The organism is Microbacterium sp. NPDC086615 (assembly GCF_040686055.1).
GTDB lineage: Bacteria > Actinomycetota > Actinomycetes > Actinomycetales > Microbacteriaceae > Microbacterium.
The window spans coordinates 36,164-54,143 of sequence record NZ_JBFBJJ010000016.1 but is presented as its reverse complement, the minus strand read 5'-3'; the positions used below and the strand labels follow the sequence as shown (position 1 = coordinate 54,143).

Sequence of the window (17,980 nt, the reverse complement as noted above, 5' to 3'; positions counted from 1 at the left end):
CCGACCGGAAAGTGAGCGCCCCCGTGACCTTGGCCTCTCCCGCTCCCGCAGACATCGCGGACCCGACCGCGCCCCTGCTGGACTTCCGCAACGTCGCCATGACGTTCCCCAACGGCACCACCGCCCTCTCCGGCGTCGACCTCACGGTCGGTCGCGGCGAGTTCGTCAGCGTCGTCGGCCCCTCGGGCTGCGGCAAGTCGACGCTCCTGCGCATCGCCTCCGGCCTCGAGACCGCGAGCGAGGGCACGGCGACCGTCAACACCGACCGCATCGGCTACGTCTTCCAGGACGCGACGCTCCTGCCCTGGCGCGACGTGCAGTCGAACGTCGAGCTGCTGGCCGAGCTGAACTGGCAGCCCAAGCGCGTCCGCACACCGAAAGCCCAGTGGGCGATCGACCTCGTCGGGCTCAAGGGCTTCGAGAAGCACCTGCCCAAGCAGATGTCGGGCGGTATGAAGATGCGCGCCTCGCTCGCCCGCTCGCTCACCCTCGACCCCGAACTGTTCCTCTTCGACGAGCCGTTCGGCGCTCTCGACGAGATCACCCGGGAACGCCTGAACGACGAGCTGCTGAAGATCTTCGTCGAGCAGAAGTTCGGCGGGCTGTTCATCACCCACTCGGTCTCCGAGGCCATCTACCTCTCCACCAAAGTCGTCGTGATGTCGGGACGCCCCGGCCACCTCGTCGACACCTTCGAGATCCCCTTCGACATGCCCCGCGATCCCGAGATCCGCTACACGGCCGAGTACGCGAAGCTCGTCGGCGAGGTCTCCCACGCCCTTCGGGAAGGACACTCATGAGCACCACGTCTGCAGAGCCGGTCGCCACGCTGTCGCCCGAGCCCACGGCATCCACTCCTCCGCCCACCCCGCCGAAGCAGCGCACGCCCGCGCGTCGTCGGGGCTTCGGCTCTCGCGCCGCGTCGATCCTGCCGCCGCTCGGCGTGCTGGTCGTGCTGCTCGGCGCCTGGTACGGCGTCTCGATCGCCCTCGCGGCGTCGGGCAAGGGCTTCCTCATGCCCATGCCCCACGAGATGTTCACGCAGGGCTTCTTCGACCCGCAGGTCGGCGCCGACATCTGGATCTCGCTGTTCCGCACCACCGGCGTCGCCCTCACGGGTCTCGCGATCGCCATGATCATCGGCATCGGGTGGGCCATCGCGATGTCGCTGGCGCGCTGGGTCGAGCGCTCCACCTACGCGTACGCTGTGATGCTCCAGTGCATCCCGATCCTGGCGCTGGTGCCGCTCGTGGGCTTCTGGTTCGGCTACGAGTTCCTCGCCCGCGTGATCGTCTGCGTGCTGATCGCGCTGTTCCCAATGGTGTCGAACACCCTGTTCGGTCTGCAGTCGGTCGACAAGTCGCAGCGCGAGCTGTTCCGCCTGCAGAAGGCCGACAAGTGGACGGTGCTGACCAAGCTCACCCTCCCCGCCGCCCTCCCCTCGATCTTCGTGGGCATGCGTACCTCGGCCGGCCTCTCGGTCATCGGCGCGATCGTCGGCGACTACTTCTTCCGCCGCGGCGAGCCGGGCATCGGCTCGCTCATCTCGAACTACCAGTCGCGTCTGCAGAGCGCCGAGCTGTTCGCCGCGATCCTCGCGGCGTGCCTCCTCGGCGTGGCGATCTTCGCGTTCTTCGGCTGGTTGTCGAAGGTCGCCGTCGGCCGCTGGTACGACAGCACGCGCTGACCCAGACCCCGGATGCCACGGCCTCCCCCCTCGTCACAGGCGGGGAGGCGGCATCCGGCGTACCCGGAAACACCCCGCACCTGCTTCACCTTCCGCACCCGAGTTCCATCCGTCACAGAAAGCGACCCAGCATGCAGCGCTCCACCCTTCTTCGCGCCACCGCCGCCACCGGTGCCTTCGCGATCGCCCTCACGCTCACCTCGTGCGCCGGGAGCGCCGCGGAGCAGGCGGCACCGGCGACCGACATGCCCATCGGCTCGGTCGACCTCTCGGCCGACTGCCCCTCGACGATCGTGGTCCAGACCGACTGGAATCCCGAGGCCGAGCACGGTCACCTCTACGAGATGATCAAGGACGACTACACGATCGACGCGAACACCAAGTCGGTCACCGGCCCCCTCATGTCGGACGGCGAGTACACCGGCGTCAACCTCGAGATCCGCGCCGGTGGCCCCGCGATCGGCTTCCAGACCGTCTCGGCGCAGATGTACCAGGACGACAAGATCACCCTCGGTTACGTCAGCACGGACGAGGCGATCCAGCTCTCGGCGACCACCCCCACCAAGGCCGTCATGGCGCCGCTGGACATCAGCCCGACCATGGTCATGTGGGACCCCGCGACCTACCCCGACGTCAAGACCATCCAGGACGTCGCGCCGGCGCTGGAGAAGAACGGCGGCGTGTGGCGCTACTTCGACGGCTCCGCGTACATCGAGTACCTCAAGAGCGCGGGCCTGGCCAACGCCTCGATCCTCGACGGCTCGTACGACGGCACCCCGTCGAACTTCGTCGCCGCCGGCGGCAAGGACATGCAGCAGGGCTTCGCCTCGGCTGAGCCGTACGTGTACCAGAACGAGGTCTCGGCCTGGGGCAAGCCCGTGAAGTTCGCCCTGATCCACGACGCGGGATGGCAGACCTACCAGTCGTCGATGTCGGTGAAGAAGGACGACTTCGACAAGCTGTCGCCGTGCCTCTCGAAGCTCGTCCCCGTTCTCCAGAAGGCGGGCGTCGCGTACTACAAGGACCCGAAGGCCGCGAACGACCTCATCCTCAAGCTCGTCGACGAGTACGCCACCGGCTGGACCTACACGCAGGGCGTCGCCGACTACTCGGTGAAGACGCAGGTCGACCTCGGCCTGGTCGGCAACGGCACCGACTCCACCTACGGCAACTTCGACGACGCCCGCTTCGCGGACTTCTACACGAAGGCTGCGAAGGTCTACACCGACCTCGGCACCCCGCCGGCGTCGGGTGAGACCGCAAAGGACCTGTACACGAACGAGTTCATCGACACCTCGATCTCGTTCTGACCCGTCCGGCCCGGCCCGCCTCGTGCGGGCCGGGCCGCCTCGGTCTGGTCCACCCCGGTGGCTTCGACAAGCTCAGCCACCCCCGAAACCCAGGTCCCTGAGCCCGTCGAAGGGACCGGGCACCGCGCCCACCCCCGAAACCCAGGTCCCTGAGCCCGTCGAAGGGACCGGAACCACACACCCCACGTCCCCGTTCCACCCGGAGAAACACCCATGAGCGACACCGCCACCCGCGTCCTCTCCCTCGAGGACGAGCTCCTCGACCTGCTCGGCCCCGCCGCCGTCAGCACCGAACCGCGCGTCCGCGAGCGCGCCAGCGTCGACGGATCGCCGATGTCGCCGATCATCGCCGCGCAGCTCCCGCTCGGGCTGGCCGATCTCGTCGTCTTCGCCGCGGACGCCGAGCAGATCGCCACGGCCGTGGCCGCGGCATCCCGTCACGGGGTCCCGATCACCGTGCGGGGCAAGGGCACGGGCAACTACGGTCAGGCCATTCCGATGCAGGGCGGCCTCGTCATCGACACCACCCGCGCCAAGGCCATCGTCGAGGTCGGCGACGGCTTCATTACCGCCGAGGCGGGCACCCCCATGGTGCTGCTCGAGCAGGCCGCGTGGGCCAGCGGGCAGGCGCTCTGGATGTACCCCTCGACCGCGCAGTCCACCATCGGCGGCTTCCTCTCGGGCGGCTCCGGCGGCACCGGGTCGATCGAGCACGGATCGAACGACCGCGGCTTCGTCGCCGCCCTCGATGTCGTGCACGCCGACGGCAGTCCCGAGATCATCCACGTCGAGGGCGACGAGGCCCAGAAGTACGTGCACAACTACGGCACCGCGGGGGTCATCGTCCGCGCGACCGTCCGCCTCGAGCCGCTGCGCGAGTGGCGCGGGCTCTGGGCGAGCTTCCCCGACTTCTCGGGCACCCTGTCGGTGCTGCAGACCATCGGCAACCTCGACCCCTCGCCGCGCCTCGTGTCGGGCGACGGCCCCGACATCTCGGCATCCCTTCCCGCCGACGAGGCGATCCCCGAGGGCCGGTCGAGTCTTCGCGTGATCCTGGATGCCGCCCAGATCGACACCGTGACCGCGATCATCGAGGGCGCGGGCGGGCGCGTCGAGGCGGTGCGCGAGGGGCCCCAGGCGAGCATCCGCCTGTCGATGCTCAGCTACAATCACCCGATCGAGTGGTACCAGAAGAGCCAGCCGCACGAGGTCTTCCACCTCGAAGTGGCGGGGATGCCGCTGAGCGAGAACGTCGAGGCGGTCGAGGCCGTGTTCCCTGGCGGGAAGCTCCACATCGAGTCGACGAAGCAGCACCCGATCGGCATGCTCGCCGCCCCCTACGTGAGCGAGGAGGACGTGTATCGCGGCATCGCCGCGCTCAACGCGATCGGCGTCGGCGTGCACAACCCGCACCAGTGGAACGTCGACTTCAACGTCGAGCAGACGGTCGAGACCGCCCGGATGACCGACCCGCACGGGCTGCTGAACCCCGGCAAGCTCAACCCCGAGTACACCGGCGCCCGCAAGGGAGCCATCCGATGAGCCGCCTGCTCGCCGAGCTCAGCGGTCCGGCCGCGGCCGAGGCCCTCACCGAGGACTCCATCGTCGTGCTGCCGACCGGAGCGATCGAGCACCACGGTCCGCACCTTCCCCTGGCGACGGATGCCATCGTGGCCGAGGCCTCGGCGACCGCCGCCGTCGCGCGGGCCGCGGCTCTGGGGCTGGACGTCTGGCAGTTGCCGACGCTGTCGATCACGAAGTCCGACGAGCACTCGTGGGCTCCCGGGACGCTGTGGCTCACGCCCGAGACGATGATGCAGACGATCGTCGACATCGGCCGGTCGCTCCTGACCACGCGCGCCCGCACCCTCGTGTTCCTCAACGGCCACGGCGGCAACGTCGCCCTGCTGAACGTCGCGAACCGGGAGCTGCGGCGGCGCTTCGGCCTGCGCACCTTCTTCATGCCCGCCGCCCGCGTGCCCTCGTTCGACGGCACCGACGGCGGCCCCGACGAGCACGGCACCGGCATCCACGCCGGGCACGGCGAGACGAGCATGATCATGCACCTGCGACCCGAGCTCGTGGATGCCACGAAGTTCGAGGCGACGGTGCCGGCGCATATCGGCGACTTCCGGCACATCGGCTTCAACGGCAAGCCCGTGAGCTTCGGGTGGCTGTCGAACGACTTCGGCCCCACGGGCGTGCTCGGCGACCCGACCGGAGCCAATGCCGCCCACGGCGCGGAACTGTTCGAGGACAGCGTGTCGTTCGTCGTCGAAGCCCTCGAGGAGATCAGCCGATTCGACTACACGGCGTGAGGAATCCGGATGCCGGCATCCGAGGGGTGACGAGGTGAGCGTCGCCGCGCCTGCCACCGGCGTCCGCGCCTACGGACAGGTGCTCGGCCTGCCGGGAGCCCGCAGCTTCGTGGCCGCCGGCATCCTCGCGCGCTTCCCGCGCGCGACGCTGTCGCTCGGGATCATCCTGCTCGTGTCGGCCGCGACCGGGAGCTTCGCCTCGGCGGGGCTCGTCGTGGCACCGCTCGTCGGGGGTATGGCGGTCGCGGCTCCCCTGTGGTCGTCGCGGATGGACCGGCACGGCCAGGCCCGCGTCATCCTGGTGTCTCTCGGATGCCTCGTGCTCGCGGCATCCGGTCTGCTCGCCCTCGTGCTCACGCACGCGCCGTTCTGGACGTGGCTGGTCGCGGCGTTCGCGACGGGAGCCGCCACCCCCGACCTGACCTCCGCGGTGCGTGCGCGATGGACGGTGCTCGCGCCGGAATCCCAGCGCACCCCGGCGCTCGCCCTCGAGACGATCGCCGACCAGATGGTGTTCATCGCGGGTCCGCCCGCGATCACGGCGGTGGCCGCCGCCCTGGATCCGGCGGTGGCGATGCTGGGCTCGCTCGGGCTCGGCGTCGTCGGTGGCGTGTGGCTCGCCGCCCAGCGCGGGACGCAGCCTCCGCCGCAGCCGGGCGGGGTGCGCCGCGGACTCGTCCTCCCGCCCGCGGGCGTCGTCCCGATCGCCGTGGCCTGCGTGGCGCTGGGCGGGGTCTTCGGGGCGTTCGACGTCAGCCTCGTCGGGTGGGCCGATGTCGGCGACCGTCCCTGGCTCGCCGGGCCCGCCTTCAGCGCCCTCGCGGTGGCCATCGCGATCGGGTCGGTCGTGACCGGGGCGCGGGCATGGCGACTGTCCCCCGCCGCGCGGTACGTCGGCTTCGCCGCCCTGGCCGCCGTCGTCGCCGCAGGGCTCCCGTTCGCCCACGGCTCGGTGCCGCTGCTCTTCGGCGTCATCCTGCTGCTCGGCCTCGCGGTGTCGCCGGTGATGGTGTCCGGCATCCTGGTCGCGTCCGCGCGGGCACCCGAGGGGCGCGTGACCGAGACGCTCGCCTACCCGACCGCCGCGATGTCGCTCGGCGTGCCGATCGGCGGCGTGATCGCGGGAGCGGCCCTGGATGCCACGGGTCCGGCGACTGCCCTGGTCACGATCGCGGTGTCGCTGGCTCTCGCGGCGGCGATCGCCGCGGTAGGTGAGGCGCTGTTGCGGGCACGGCGGCGGTAGGGGGCGGAGGCTTCGACGGGCTCAGCCACCGTGCACGACCGAGACCCCCTGCCGCCACCGAGGTCCCTGAGCCTGTCGAAGGGACCGGACAAGCGCGGCGAGGAACGCGCGACGCGTAGCGTGGTCTTCGTGGAGCCCGAGACCGAGGAACGGCGAGCGCGCTTGGCGCACTGGAGCTGGCAGGAACGGTCGCTGGCGTCCACGACACCGCCGCGGCTCGAGGACGGTCGTCGGCTCATCCGCGTGTTCCCCGAGTGGATCAGCGGCCTCCCCCTCTGGGAGAACTACACGGACAACTACCCGTTCGAGCGCGACGCCCTGCCCCTCTCGTCCGAGCTGCAGGACCGGCTCGTGGCGTGGAACGACCACTGGCAGAACCGGGACCTCGAAGAGGAGGTGCCCGACCTCGACCGGTGGATCGCCGAGGGCCGGGAACTCGTCGCCCGGCTCCGCGACGAGCTGGGTGACATCGCCGACGTGCGGGCCGAGTTCGGCCTGTGAAGCGCGAGTCCTCTTTCGGTGAGTGTCCAAAACACCCGGGAAGGTGCCGCGACACGTCCGGGTGTCTTGGACACTCAAGTTGAGGGAAGCCGGCGCGGGCGGGGGCCGCGGGGTTAGAGGATGACGCCGAACTCGTCAGCCAGGGCGGGCAGCTGCGTGTGCAGGACCTCGGATGCCTCGACCGCGAGCGGGTTCGTCGAGACGCCGTCCTGACTCACGAGCTTGCCCCCGACGTACACCTGCTTCAGGTTGCGCGTGCCGCACGCGAGCACGTAGCTGCGCACGGGGTTCCACAGCGGACCGATGTCGGGGGTGCGCGGGTCGACCACCACGAAGTCGGCGAACTTGCCGACCTCGAGGCTGCCGACGCGGTCGTCGACGCCCATGATCTCGGCGCCGCCCAGGGTGTGCAGGCGCAGGACCCGCTCGGGCATCATCGACAGCGGGTCGTGGGTGCGTGCGCGCTGCATGAACATGCCCATGCGCATGTTCTGCCACGGGTCGGCGACGTCGGTGCACGCCTGGTCGTCCAGGCCCATGCCGACCTTCATGCCGAGGTCGAGCATCTCGGGCACATGCGCGATGCCGGACGCGAGACGCCCGTTCGACGCGGGCTGCCACGACATGCTCGCGCCGCCGGCAGCGGCATCCGCGATGATCTCGGGCGTCGTCTGGATGAAGTGCCCGAACATCATGCCCGGCCGCAGGGCTCCGGCGTTCTTGTACAGCTGGAACTTCGTCTGCTGGTGCTCGATCGCCTCGTACGTCTCGAGGAAGTGCGCCTGGTTGGTAACGCCGAAGCGGTCCATGACCGCGACCTCGATCTCAGCGGCATCCGGCCGAGTCGACCACTGCACCTGCCCCATGATCGACGCGCCGAGCGCGATGTCGGGGTCCATGGCCAGGACGTGATCGAGGGATGCCTCGAACCGGGCGAAGATCTCTTCGTCGGTGCCGACGGTGGCGTCGAGCGCGATGGAGTCGACGAAGCGGAGCCCGGCGTCATGGCATCCGTCGGCCTGTCGGGTGTGCCAGGCGTGATCGCGAAGCTGTCCGCCGCCGTCGGCGCGCTTGCCGTCGACCATGGGCTCCCAGGGCAGGAGCGGGTCGGTGAAGTTGTACGCCGTGGTCACGCCGTTGGCGAGGAAGTCGAGCGAACCGTGCAGGGTCGCCCAGTAGATCTGGTCGGGCGAGGCGTTGTTGAGCACGCTGAACATCGAGGTGCACCAGCCGTAGAGCGTCTGGTCGACGCCGAGACCGCGCGAGCCGCTCGTGAAGAGGTGGCTGTGGGAGGAGACGAATCCCGGGGCGACGAACTTGCCGTCGACGTCGAGGACCTCGTCCGCGGAGACATCCGGGGCAGGGTCACCGGCACCGATCGCGGAGATGCGTCCGTCTTCGACGAGCATGTAGCCGCGCTCGATGTATCCGGGGTCGTCGGTGCCCGCGGGGACGGTGATGAGGCGTGCGTTGGTGACCAGGAGCGACATGTTGATGACGGTAACAATCGCGTGTTTCCGCGGTGTTCCAAGCGTGCGGCGGAGCGTTTGCGTGACGGTTTCGTCGCGCCGCGTCCCAATATGTGCGGCTCAGCACCCCTGGGACTGCACAAAGTGGGACACGGTGCAGCCAACGCGGGTCGGCTCAGCGGCCGTGAGCACCGGTGGCTCTCCATGTCCCAAAATGTGCGGCTCGGCACCCCTGCGACTGCACAAAGTGGGACACGGTCCAGCCGACGCCGAACGCGCGCGGCGGCGCGTCGCCCTACGCGCGCCGCAGATCACGCGAAGGCGCGACGCACCGCGGGCGCGATCGCCTCGAGGACCTCGTCGCGCGCGGGCGTCGACGGGAACACCAGGAACAGGTGCGGCACACCCGCGCGCCGCACGAACTCGACGGGAACTCCGGATGCCGCCAACCGCCCGGCGTACTCCTCGGCCTCGTCGGACAGCGGGTCGACGCTCGCCGCGACGATCACCGCCGGCGCCGACCCGGAGAGCTCCGGCGCCCGCAGCGGTGCAGCCTCGACCGGCACGCCGCCGCCGGACGCGGACGTCGGCGCAGCCTCGACCGGCACGCCGCCGCCGGATACGGCTCCCGCCGGAACGGCGACCGGCGCGACAGGCCCGGGCGCAGAGCCCTCGGGCGCGGACGCCGCCGCCCCCGGCTCGCGCGCCCCGGGCCCCGGCACCGCCGGACCGACGGGCACCGCGCCCACGGCATCCTGCACGTACAGCCCCCAGTACCACTGCATGCCCTTCGCGGTCAGCGGCAGGTTCTCGGTGTGCGCGCGATAGCTCGGGCGGTCGGGATCGGGGGCGTCGAGCACGGGGCACAGCAGCACCTGAACGCGGATGCCGGGAGCCCGGCCCGCGCGGGCGCGCAACGCGAGGGCGGCGGCGAGGTTGCCGCCGGCGCTGTGGCCGGCCACGCCGAGGAAGGCGGGATCGACCAGTCCGCCGGCACCCTCGGCCGCGAAGCGGAGCGCGTGCTCGAGATCGTCGAGTGCCGCCGGGAACGGGTGCTCCGGGGCGAGGCGGTAGTCGACGCTGAGCACCTGCGCCCCGGTCGCCGCGGCGAGCGCGCGGCACAGGGCGTCGTTGTTGTCGAGGTCTCCGGCGACCCAGCCGCCCCCGTGCGCGAAGACGAGGGTCCCCCGGTGTCCGTCGCGCGGGCGATACAGGCGCAGCGCCAGGCCGTCGGCATCCGCGTCGAGCGACTCGATGACGTCGTCGTCGGGCAGGCGCACCCACGACGGGTTGTCGCGCAGCTCGGCGATGCGCGCGACATCGTCGCCATCGGCATCCGTGGCCCTCGAGGGAATCGTGCCGGCGCGTGCGGCGAGTCGTTCGAGGTGCGCGCGCACGTCGGGGTCGGTGATGGCGGGATGGACGGTCACGACTCTCCTGCGGCTCGGGCGTCGGCGCGCGCGAGCGACTGCGACAGTGCGAGTGTATAGGGAGACGAGAGAGCCTCGACGGCGCAGCCGCGAAGCGTTACGGCCAGGAAACACCCTCGTTTCTCGCGGGCCCGACGATGACGGCATGACTTCTCTGGAACAGCGCGCGGCGGCGATCCTCGCGAGCCAGCGTTTCGTCGTGATCGGCACGGCCGACACCGACGGCCCCTGGACTGCGGCGGCGCAGTACCGCCTCGTTCCGCGGGGGCTGTACGTCGAGTCGGACCGCGGGTCGCGCCACGCACGGGCGATCGCGGCCTCTGGGGTGGCATCCGGGGTCGTGTACGACTCCTCCGCTGCGTTGACCGACGCCGACGGGGTGCAGTTCTCCTTCCGGGCGGCGGAAGTGGATGCCGAGGCGGCGGCGGTGCGGGGCGTCCTCGGGGCCCGGCTTCCCCGCGACGCCACTGCACGCGGAGAGCTCGAGGCGGAGGTGACCGCCGTGCTCGCCGTCCCGACCAAGCGGCTGTACACCCTGGACGTCGAACGCGCCTATGTGTTCGACCGCGACGCGTGGCGCACACGCGGCACGGACGCGCGGATTGAGGTCGACGCAGCTGAGATGTGGGCGGCGCTCGCTTGGGGGTGCCCGGGAACGAGCAGTCCCGGGGGCGTCGGTGCCGCGACCCCGGGACTGTCGTCCGCGCTCGTTGTGACCGGGCCTAAGCCCGGCGCCGACGCGCGTAGGCATCGAGAGCGACGGCCCCCACCACGATGGCTCCGGTGATGACCGACTCGACGTTCACGTCGAAACCGCTCGACTGAGAGACGTTGCGGATGATCGCGATGATGAGCAGGCCGACCGCGGTCCGCCACATCGCCCCCTCCCCGCCGAACAGCGAGGTTCCGCCGATGACGACGACGGCGATGACGTCGAGCACGATCGTCGATCCGACGTCGGCCTGCCCGACCGAGAGCCGCGACGCGATGATGCAGCCGCCGATCGCCGCGCACACACCGACGAGGGTGTACGTGCTCGCACTGAGCGCTTCGACGCGGAGTCCGGCGAGACGAGCGGCCTCGGGGTTCCCCCCGATCGCGAAGATCGAACGCCCGTAGGCGGTGCGCGAGAGCACGAAGCCCGCCACCACGAAGACGATCAGCATCAGCCACACCGACACAGGGACCGCGGCGATCATGCCGAGACCGAGCCAGTCGAAGCCGGGCTCATTGTTCAGGATGGGCGAGGAGTTGGAGAAGAGGAACGCCGCCCCTCCGAACACCGACCCGGTTCCGAGCGTCGCGACGAACGGGTTCACCTTCAGCAGCGTGATGATGGCGCCGTTGAGGGCACCGGCTGCCGCGCCGACCAGCAGCGTGAGCACGAACGCGAGAGGGATGGGCATCATCAGCGATAGCTGCGCGTAGACGACCGCGCAGCCGGCGTAGGTCGCACCCACCGACAGATCGAGCCCGCGGGCGATCATGACGTAGGTCATCCCGACCGCGATGATGCCCAGCTGCGCGTTCTGCGACAGCAGGTTCTGCAGGTTCCCCCACGCGAGGAAGCCAGGGTAGGTCACCTGGGCCCAGATGACCAGGAGAACCAGCAGCCACACCATGCCGAACCGGAACATGGTCTCTTTCAGACGCACGGCGAACGTCTTCGGCGGGGCGAGGGCGTCGCCGAGGGGCGTCTTCTTTTCGCCGGAGCGCGGTGTCGAGGGCGACGCGGGGACCCGCGAGCGCTGGTCAGTGTTGGGCATCTGTTGTCTCCACGTGGAAAGCCGAATAGAGGATCCGCGCGACGTGGTCCTGATCGGAACCGGACGCGCGGTCGATGTCGAACTCGTCGACGATGTGACCGGAGGACATCACGAGCACGCGCTCAGCGGTCTCGACGACCTCCTCCAGTTCCGAGCTGACGATGAGGACGCCGGCACCCGTCGCCGCGCGCCGTCGCAGCGTCTCGAGGATGTCGGCCTTCGCCCCGATGTCGATCCCTCGGGTCGGCTCGTCGGCGAGCAGGAACCGCGGCGGGCGGTGACCCCATCGGGCGAGCAGGAGCTTCTGCTGGTTGCCCCCCGAGAGGTTGCGGGCCGGCTCACCCAGTCGCGCGGGATTGAACCCGTACGCCTCGGCAACCTTCGCAGCCGCTCCCCGGATGAGCCGCGGGCTCACGATGCCCCGCCGCGACACCGCGGAGTAGTCGGAGATCACGACGTTCTCGGCCGCCGAGAGCATGAGCACGAGACCCTGGGTCTTGCGGTCCTCGGGAAGGAGTGCGATCCCCAGGTCGAGCGCGCGACGCACCGACCTCGGCCACGCGACCTCGGTACCGTCCACCCACAGGCGTCCCGTGGCACGCCGATCCAGCCCTGCCAGCGCGTGCAGGACCGAGGAGCGGCCGGATCCGACGAGTCCGCCGAGCCCGAGGATCTCGCCGGAGCGCAGTTCGAAGTCGATGCCCTCCGTCGAACCGCTCACCTTGAGCCCCTCGACGCGGATGCCTTCGTCCGTGCGCACTCGGCGCGCGGTCGCGGGGGCGACCGACCCGACCGCGGATGCCGTGGCACCCGTGACCGCCTGGTCGCGACCGAGCATCTCGTTCACCAGCGTCTGCTTGGTCCACTCCCCGACCGCTCGACTCGCCGTCAGGCGTCCGTCGCGGAAGACGGTCACGTGATCGGCGACGCTCAGCACCTCGTCGAGCGCATGCGAGACGAACACCATGGTCACCCCGCGCGAGCGCAGGTCGCGCATGAGCGCGAACAGCGATTCCCGTTCGGACGCTCCGAGAGGGGCGGTCGGCTCATCGAAGAAGATGATCCTCGCCTCGGAGTCGAGGGCCCGCATGATCTCGAGGATCTGCTGCTGCGCGACCGACAGGTCACGGGCCACGGCGTTCGCCGGGACAGACACCCCGAACTGCTCGGACAGGCTGTCGTACCGCTGACGCATCGCTCGTTCGTCGAGCACGCCGGCTCGAGAGCGAGGCCGCGACACGAAGACGTTCGCGACCGCCGTGAGCGGATCGATGATCGTCAGCTCCTGGTAGATCGCGGCGATCCCCGCTCGTTGCGCGGCCCGGGGGCTGCCGAGGGAGACGGGCTCACCGAACACCTCGAAGGAGCCTTCCGACTGCGGGATGCGCCCGGCGAGGATTCCCAGCAGGGTCGACTTGCCGGCGCCGTTCTCTCCGACGAGCGCGTGGATGGTTCCGGCCTTAATGTCGAGATCGATGGAGGATAGCGCCTGCGTCGCGCCGAACCGCTTTCCCAGTCCCCGCGTCGAGATCGCCGGGACGCGTCCCGTGGCATCCTTGTCGGGGGAGGACACCGTGGTCACGACTCCGGGGTGAAGGAGGAGGCCGTGTCCTTCGTGATGACGAAGAAGCCGGTTCCTTCTTCCGCATCCGCGGGCAGAGGCGCGCCGCTGTTCTTGAGGAAGCGCACGGGGGCCTTGCCGTCGAACGCGTCGACGACCTGCTGGAGAGCCGACGAGATCGTCGTGCGGGGGTACTCCGGGGCCGAGGCCTCGATGGTGCCGGCCTCGAGCTGCTCGATCGAGTACTTCGACGAACCCTTGTCGTAGATCTTGATGTCGCCGGTGCGGCCCGCGGCCTGAACCGCCTGAACGGCGCCCTGAGTGAGGGTGACGTATGCCGAGAAGATGATCGAGGCGTCGGGGTGGGCCTGGAGCATGTCCGTGGCCTTCTCGTTGCCCTGCGGGATCGAGTAGTCGGTGTTGGCCTGCGCCACGATCTCGAACTCGGGGTGCTCTGCCGTGACCTTCTCGATCGCGGCGTCGAGGTTGATCGTGATGCCGATGTTGTCGGGTCCCTTCAGCACCACCACCTTCTGCGGTCCGGGGTTCTTCGCGATCACGTACTCGAGGTAGTCCGTCCAGTAGTCGACGGTGTCGAGGCCGCCCACGTACGACAGCGTGCCGGGAGCCCACAGCTCCTCACCCTCGTTCACCGTCCGACCGCAGAGGGCGGTCGTCATGGCGACGACGACGATGTTCTTGGCCGGCGCCTGCTCGGTCGCCACCTTGCAGTTGAGGTTGGAGTCCAGCGACGGCAGCAGGATGGCGTTGTACTTCCCCGACTCGATGATGGTCTGCAGCGAGTTGAACTGCGTGGTGGGGTCGAATTTGCCGTCGAAGATCGTGACCTCGGCGCCGGGGATCTTCGCGATGTCGGACTTGACCTGCTCGATCTGCGCCTGCAGATAGCTGTTGTTGGTACCGGGCAAGGCGACGGCGACGCGCAGCGGCGTCGCGGCCGACACCGGGGTGTCCGTTCCGACATCGATCTGAACGGTCTCACCGGCCGGTGTGGTGGAGGTGCCGGAGCTGCACGCGCTCACCGAGAGGGCGAGGACGGTGAGAGCGGCGGCGAGGACGGAGACGCGGCCCCGACGGGCGCGGCGGAGGGTGACGGACATGGTGTGCCCTTTCTTCATTGAAGGAGACATCGATCGAGGTGGGGCGCGATCTGGGAGCATCGCGATCTCGATCTCTCGGGAGTTCCGTTGTATTATCGTATGACAATAGTCCAATTGTCCATCACGGATTCATCGACCTTGTCGCGGACCGTCGCACCGTGCGGCGCGCCTCGCGGTCGATCACCTGAGCAGCTCGTCAACGGCGATCGGAGCCCCATGCCTCAGACAACATCTCCCCGCACCTTCCTCGTGTCCGGAGGTGCCAGCGGTATCGGGGAAGCCACCGTCCGCCAACTCGTGGCGCGCGGCGATCGCGTCGCGATCGTCGACCGCGATGCCGTCCGCCTCGCCACCGTCGCGGAAGAGCTCGGCGTACAGGTCCTGGCCCTCGAGGCCGATGTGAGCAGCGAGCAGGAGGTGGAGAAGACGACGGCCCACGCCGTGCGTCACTTCGGCTGCCTCGACGGGGCGTTCCTCAACGCGGCCGTTCCCGGCCCCTTCCAGTCGCTCATGCAGACCTCGGCCGCGGACTTCGACCGGGTGATCGCCATCGACCTCCGCGGGGTGTTCCTCGGACTCCGCGAGACGATGCGACACCTCACCGGCGCCTCGCGCGCGGGCTCCATCGTGGTGACCTCCTCCCTCGCGGGCCTCACCGCCGGGCGGGGCTTGGCCGCGTACACCGCCGCCAAGCACGGGGTGATCGGCCTGGTGCGCAACGCCGCGGTCGAGGGCGCCGCCCACGGCATCCGCGTCAACTGCATCGCCCCGGGACTGACCGACACCCCCCTCCAGGCCCCCCTGCGCGAATTCCACGGCGCGCAGGCCGACGCCCTCCAGGCCCAGGTGCCGCTGGGCCGCATGGGCGACCCGCGCGAAGCGGCCGAGCTCGCCTGCTTCCTCCTCTCCGACGCCGCCGGGTACCTGACCGGTGCCGTCATCCCGATCGACGGCGGGGCCCTCGCCGACTCCCCGTTGCGCACGTCCAAGAACTGACGCCGGCGAGTCGACGCACGCGACACCCTCTCCTCTTCCACCCACACCCACGAAGGACCAGACGATGACGTCCACCACCTCACCCCACACCTCGTCGACCGGAGCATCCGCACGCAGCGGTATGTCGACCCCCCAACTCGCGCGCCTGCGCACGGCCATCGAGCACGACATCGAGAAGGGGCTCTACCACGGAGCGACCCTGATGGTCGGGCGGCACGGAGACGTCGTCATGGAGGCGGCGATCGGGACGACGGATGCCAGCGGCACACGCCCCCTCGCGATCGACGACGTGTTCCGGGTGCTGTCGGTCACGAAGGCTCTCACCAATACCGCGGTGTACCGCGCGATCGACGCGGGCCTGCTGGCGCTGAACACCCGCGTGGTGGACATCATCCCGGAGTACCTCGGAACCGACCGTTTCCTCGCCCGCGGGAAAGACCGCGTGCAGGTCTCGCACCTGCTGAGCCACCGGTCGGGGATGAACGGCACGCCCGAACCCCTGCCCTACTCGCACCTCGGCGACCTGTCCGCGGTCATCGCCCGCATCTGCGAGATGCCCCTCGCCGGGGAGCCCGGAACCACCGTCGACTACTCGCCGACCCTCAACCACGCCCTCCTCGGCGAGATGGCGCGACGCGTCCACGGTGACGAGACCTTCTCGGCGATGATGGACCGCGAGGTGCTCGCGCCCATCGGGATGACGGACACCGCGTTCGGACTCCCCACCCGCCTGGCCGACCGGGTCGTCCCCATCACCGCGATGTTCGGGAACGAGGGCTGGCTGACGGCCCACGACCTGGAAGTCCTCAACGACGTGATCGACGGCGATGCCGAGATGCCCTGGGTGGGCTCGGTGACGACGGCGCGCGACATCTTCCGCCTCGCCGAGGTGTACCGGCGCCGAGGGCGGACCGAGGACGGCGAGCAGTTGGTGTCGCCCGCGATCATCGACGTCGCGACGCGCGTGCAGACCGGGGACGACCCCAACAACCTCTACCTGGGGCTGGCGGCAAAGCGCGGCTGGCCCTGGGCTCCGGCCAACCTCGGGTACGGGTTCCAGCTGTCCGGCCTGGGTGCCGCACCCTCGATGCTCGGGAGCCTCACCTCGCCCCGCACTTTCGGCAATCACGGCGCCGGTTCCACCGTGTTCTGGGTCGACCCCGAACGGGACGTGACCTTCGTGCTGCTCACGGTGGGATCGATGGAAGAGAGCGACAACTACCTGCGCTGCCAGCGGCTGTCCGACCTCGCGATCTGCGCGGCCCTCTGAGATGGCCCCGACCTCTGCCTCGCCCGGCTTCCCGCCCTCGGTCGCGATCGTGACCGGGGCGGCGTCGGGGATCGGCGCCGCCGTCGCCCGCCGTCTCGCCGCCTCGGGCACGCGGGTGTGCCTGGCCGACGTGTCGGCCGACGCCCTCGACGCCGTCGCCCGCGACATCGGGCCGACAGCCACCGCGTGCGTGACCGACGTCACCGACGAGGACAGTTGCCGGTCTGCCGTTCGCGCGACGCGCAAGGCTTTCGGTCATCCGGCCGACATCCTCGTCAACGCCGCCGGGGTGAGCCTGAACCGGGCGACGACCGAGATGACCCTCGCCGAGTGGAATCGCGTGTTCGCCGTCAACGTCACGGGCCCCTTCCTGCTCACCCGGCATGCCCTCCCGGGGATGATCGAACGAGGTCGCGGCTCGATCGTGAACGTGGCCTCGCTGGCAGCGCACCGTTCACTCCCCGAGACGGCCGCCTACAGCGCGTCCAAGGCGGCACTGATCGCGTTCACCCGCCAGATGGCGGCCGACTATGGGCGTCACGGGATCCGCGCGAACAGTGTCAGCCCCGGTGCCACTGCGACACCGATGCTCCTGTCGGAGGCGCGGGCGGCCGCCGAGGCCGCCGGCATCGAGTTGGAGACGTTCCTCGAGAAGGCATCCGCTGAGCTGCCCCTGCGACGCATCGGCCGCGGCGAGGATGTCGCGGAAGTCTGCGCCTTCCTGGCCGGCGACGCCTCCACGTCGGTCACCGGCGTCGACATCCTCGTCGACTCGGGAACGGCGGGCCTTGACGCCTTCGCTCTCGCGATGACCCGCCTCGCGTCCCCCTGACGCACGACCCGCACAGACCGATGGTGACTCGCGCGGGCGTCGGCCGCGCGAGTCACCATCGTCGTTCGCTCCCCTGCCGGAGGGCTCAGGCCGTCTCCCCTGAGGGTGTCGCCGACGGCCACGGGTCACCGGCGCGCAGCGGCTTGTCGGCGAATTGCCCCTCGTGCGCGAGCACGGGGCGCCGATCCGGCGCGAGCTCGGGATGCCGCTCCTCCAGACGCTCCCGCCGGACAGCCGCATCCCGCCATCCGCGGACGACGTCCTTGTCGCCTCCCCGCGTGGCCTCCCAGCTGCGCGGCATCAGGCTGCGCGAGGGACCCGACGTCGCGGCCCCGCCGATGCGGACCGCTGTCACCAGCTTGACCAGCGCGTCGGCGTCACACGACGGGCAGTGCGGCGTGGGCGAGCTCATCGACGGCACGCTGAGCTCGAATCTCTCGCCGCAGTCGGCGCACCGATAGTCGTAGCGCAGCACG

At 70.1% G+C, this 17,980-nt stretch carries 17 protein-coding genes; 11 read left to right on the top strand and 6 right to left on the bottom strand.

Annotated elements, in window-relative coordinates; all coding sequences use genetic code 11:
* Positions 1-23: 23 nt before the first annotated feature.
* From AB0O24_RS15035 to AB0O24_RS15005, 7 genes are all read left to right on the top strand, one after another.
* Entirely contained in the window at positions 24-800 is a 777-nt protein-coding gene (locus AB0O24_RS15035; RefSeq protein WP_206542529.1) for an ABC transporter ATP-binding protein, read from the top strand.
* Complete coding sequence (locus AB0O24_RS15030; protein WP_363375990.1) at positions 797-1,687, top strand: ABC transporter permease; 891 nt, start codon at positions 797-799, stop codon at positions 1,685-1,687. The genes AB0O24_RS15035 and AB0O24_RS15030 overlap by 4 nt, the downstream gene beginning before the upstream one ends.
* Positions 1,688-1,818: 131 nt before the next feature.
* The gene (locus AB0O24_RS15025) at positions 1,819-2,997 is read left to right on the top strand and encodes an ABC transporter substrate-binding protein (protein WP_363375988.1); all 1,179 of its coding nucleotides are present in this window, start codon (positions 1,819-1,821) and stop codon (positions 2,995-2,997) included.
* Between the two features lie 213 nt (positions 2,998-3,210).
* Positions 3,211-4,539: an FAD-binding oxidoreductase gene (locus AB0O24_RS15020; RefSeq protein ID WP_363375986.1), complete on the top strand. Its 1,329-nt coding sequence runs from the start codon at positions 3,211-3,213 to the stop codon at positions 4,537-4,539.
* A complete protein-coding gene (locus tag AB0O24_RS15015) occupies positions 4,536-5,315 on the top strand; it encodes a creatininase family protein (protein ID WP_363375984.1) in 780 nt (259 codons plus the stop codon). The genes AB0O24_RS15020 and AB0O24_RS15015 overlap by 4 nt, the downstream gene beginning before the upstream one ends.
* 34 nt (positions 5,316-5,349) lie before the next feature.
* Positions 5,350-6,558 (top strand): MFS transporter, encoded by a 1,209-nt coding sequence (locus tag AB0O24_RS15010; protein ID WP_363375981.1) that lies wholly within the window; start codon positions 5,350-5,352, stop codon positions 6,556-6,558.
* A gap of 129 nt (positions 6,559-6,687) precedes the next feature.
* Positions 6,688-7,059: a hypothetical protein gene (locus tag AB0O24_RS15005; protein WP_363375980.1), complete on the top strand. Its 372-nt coding sequence runs from the start codon at positions 6,688-6,690 to the stop codon at positions 7,057-7,059.
* Between the two features lie 113 nt (positions 7,060-7,172).
* Here the strand turns inward: AB0O24_RS15005 and AB0O24_RS15000 are convergent, their stop codons facing one another.
* Positions 7,173-8,549, bottom strand: coding sequence for an amidohydrolase family protein (locus tag AB0O24_RS15000; protein ID WP_363375978.1), 1,377 nt, complete (start codon positions 8,547-8,549; stop codon positions 7,173-7,175).
* A 290-nt stretch (positions 8,550-8,839) separates the two neighbouring features.
* Positions 8,840-9,958, bottom strand: coding sequence for an alpha/beta hydrolase fold domain-containing protein (locus tag AB0O24_RS14995; RefSeq protein ID WP_363375976.1), 1,119 nt, complete (start codon positions 9,956-9,958; stop codon positions 8,840-8,842).
* A gap of 145 nt (positions 9,959-10,103) precedes the next feature.
* Here AB0O24_RS14995 and AB0O24_RS14990 point away from each other — a divergent pair, with 145 nt between their 5' ends.
* Entirely contained in the window at positions 10,104-10,745 is a 642-nt protein-coding gene (locus tag AB0O24_RS14990) for a pyridoxamine 5'-phosphate oxidase family protein (protein WP_363375973.1), read from the top strand.
* Here the strand turns inward: AB0O24_RS14990 and AB0O24_RS14985 are convergent.
* From AB0O24_RS14985 to AB0O24_RS14975, 3 genes are read right to left on the bottom strand one after another with little or no spacing between them, the layout of a single operon-like run.
* Positions 10,681-11,724: an ABC transporter permease gene (locus AB0O24_RS14985; RefSeq protein WP_363375971.1), complete on the bottom strand. Its 1,044-nt coding sequence runs from the start codon at positions 11,722-11,724 to the stop codon at positions 10,681-10,683. The genes AB0O24_RS14990 and AB0O24_RS14985 overlap by 65 nt on opposite strands.
* Positions 11,711-13,306, bottom strand: a complete 1,596-nt coding sequence (locus AB0O24_RS14980) for a sugar ABC transporter ATP-binding protein (protein ID WP_363375969.1) — start codon at positions 13,304-13,306, stop codon at positions 11,711-11,713. The genes AB0O24_RS14985 and AB0O24_RS14980 overlap by 14 nt, the downstream gene beginning before the upstream one ends.
* Positions 13,303-14,406, bottom strand: coding sequence for a sugar ABC transporter substrate-binding protein (locus AB0O24_RS14975; RefSeq protein WP_363375966.1), 1,104 nt, complete (start codon positions 14,404-14,406; stop codon positions 13,303-13,305). Before AB0O24_RS14975 ends, AB0O24_RS14980 begins: the two co-directional genes overlap by 4 nt.
* A gap of 216 nt (positions 14,407-14,622) precedes the next feature.
* On the opposite strand from AB0O24_RS14975, the gene AB0O24_RS14970 reads away from it, so the two are divergent.
* The 3 genes from AB0O24_RS14970 to AB0O24_RS14960 all read left to right on the top strand — a co-directional run bounded on the left by AB0O24_RS14970 (position 14,623) and on the right by AB0O24_RS14960 (position 17,504).
* A complete protein-coding gene (locus AB0O24_RS14970; RefSeq protein ID WP_363375964.1) occupies positions 14,623-15,402 on the top strand; it encodes an SDR family NAD(P)-dependent oxidoreductase in 780 nt (259 codons plus the stop codon).
* 64 nt (positions 15,403-15,466) lie between these two features.
* A complete protein-coding gene (locus AB0O24_RS14965) occupies positions 15,467-16,672 on the top strand; it encodes a serine hydrolase domain-containing protein (RefSeq protein WP_363375963.1) in 1,206 nt (401 codons plus the stop codon).
* Position 16,673: 1 nt separating this feature from the next.
* The gene (locus AB0O24_RS14960) at positions 16,674-17,504 is read left to right on the top strand and encodes an SDR family oxidoreductase (protein ID WP_363375961.1); all 831 of its coding nucleotides are present in this window, start codon (positions 16,674-16,676) and stop codon (positions 17,502-17,504) included.
* A gap of 85 nt (positions 17,505-17,589) precedes the next feature.
* On the opposite strand, the gene AB0O24_RS14955 is transcribed toward AB0O24_RS14960, so the two are convergent.
* On the bottom strand, positions 17,590-17,979 hold the full coding sequence (locus AB0O24_RS14955; protein WP_363375959.1) for a zinc ribbon domain-containing protein: 390 nt from the start codon (positions 17,977-17,979) through the stop codon (positions 17,590-17,592).
* Between the last annotated feature and the right edge of the window lies 1 nt (position 17,980).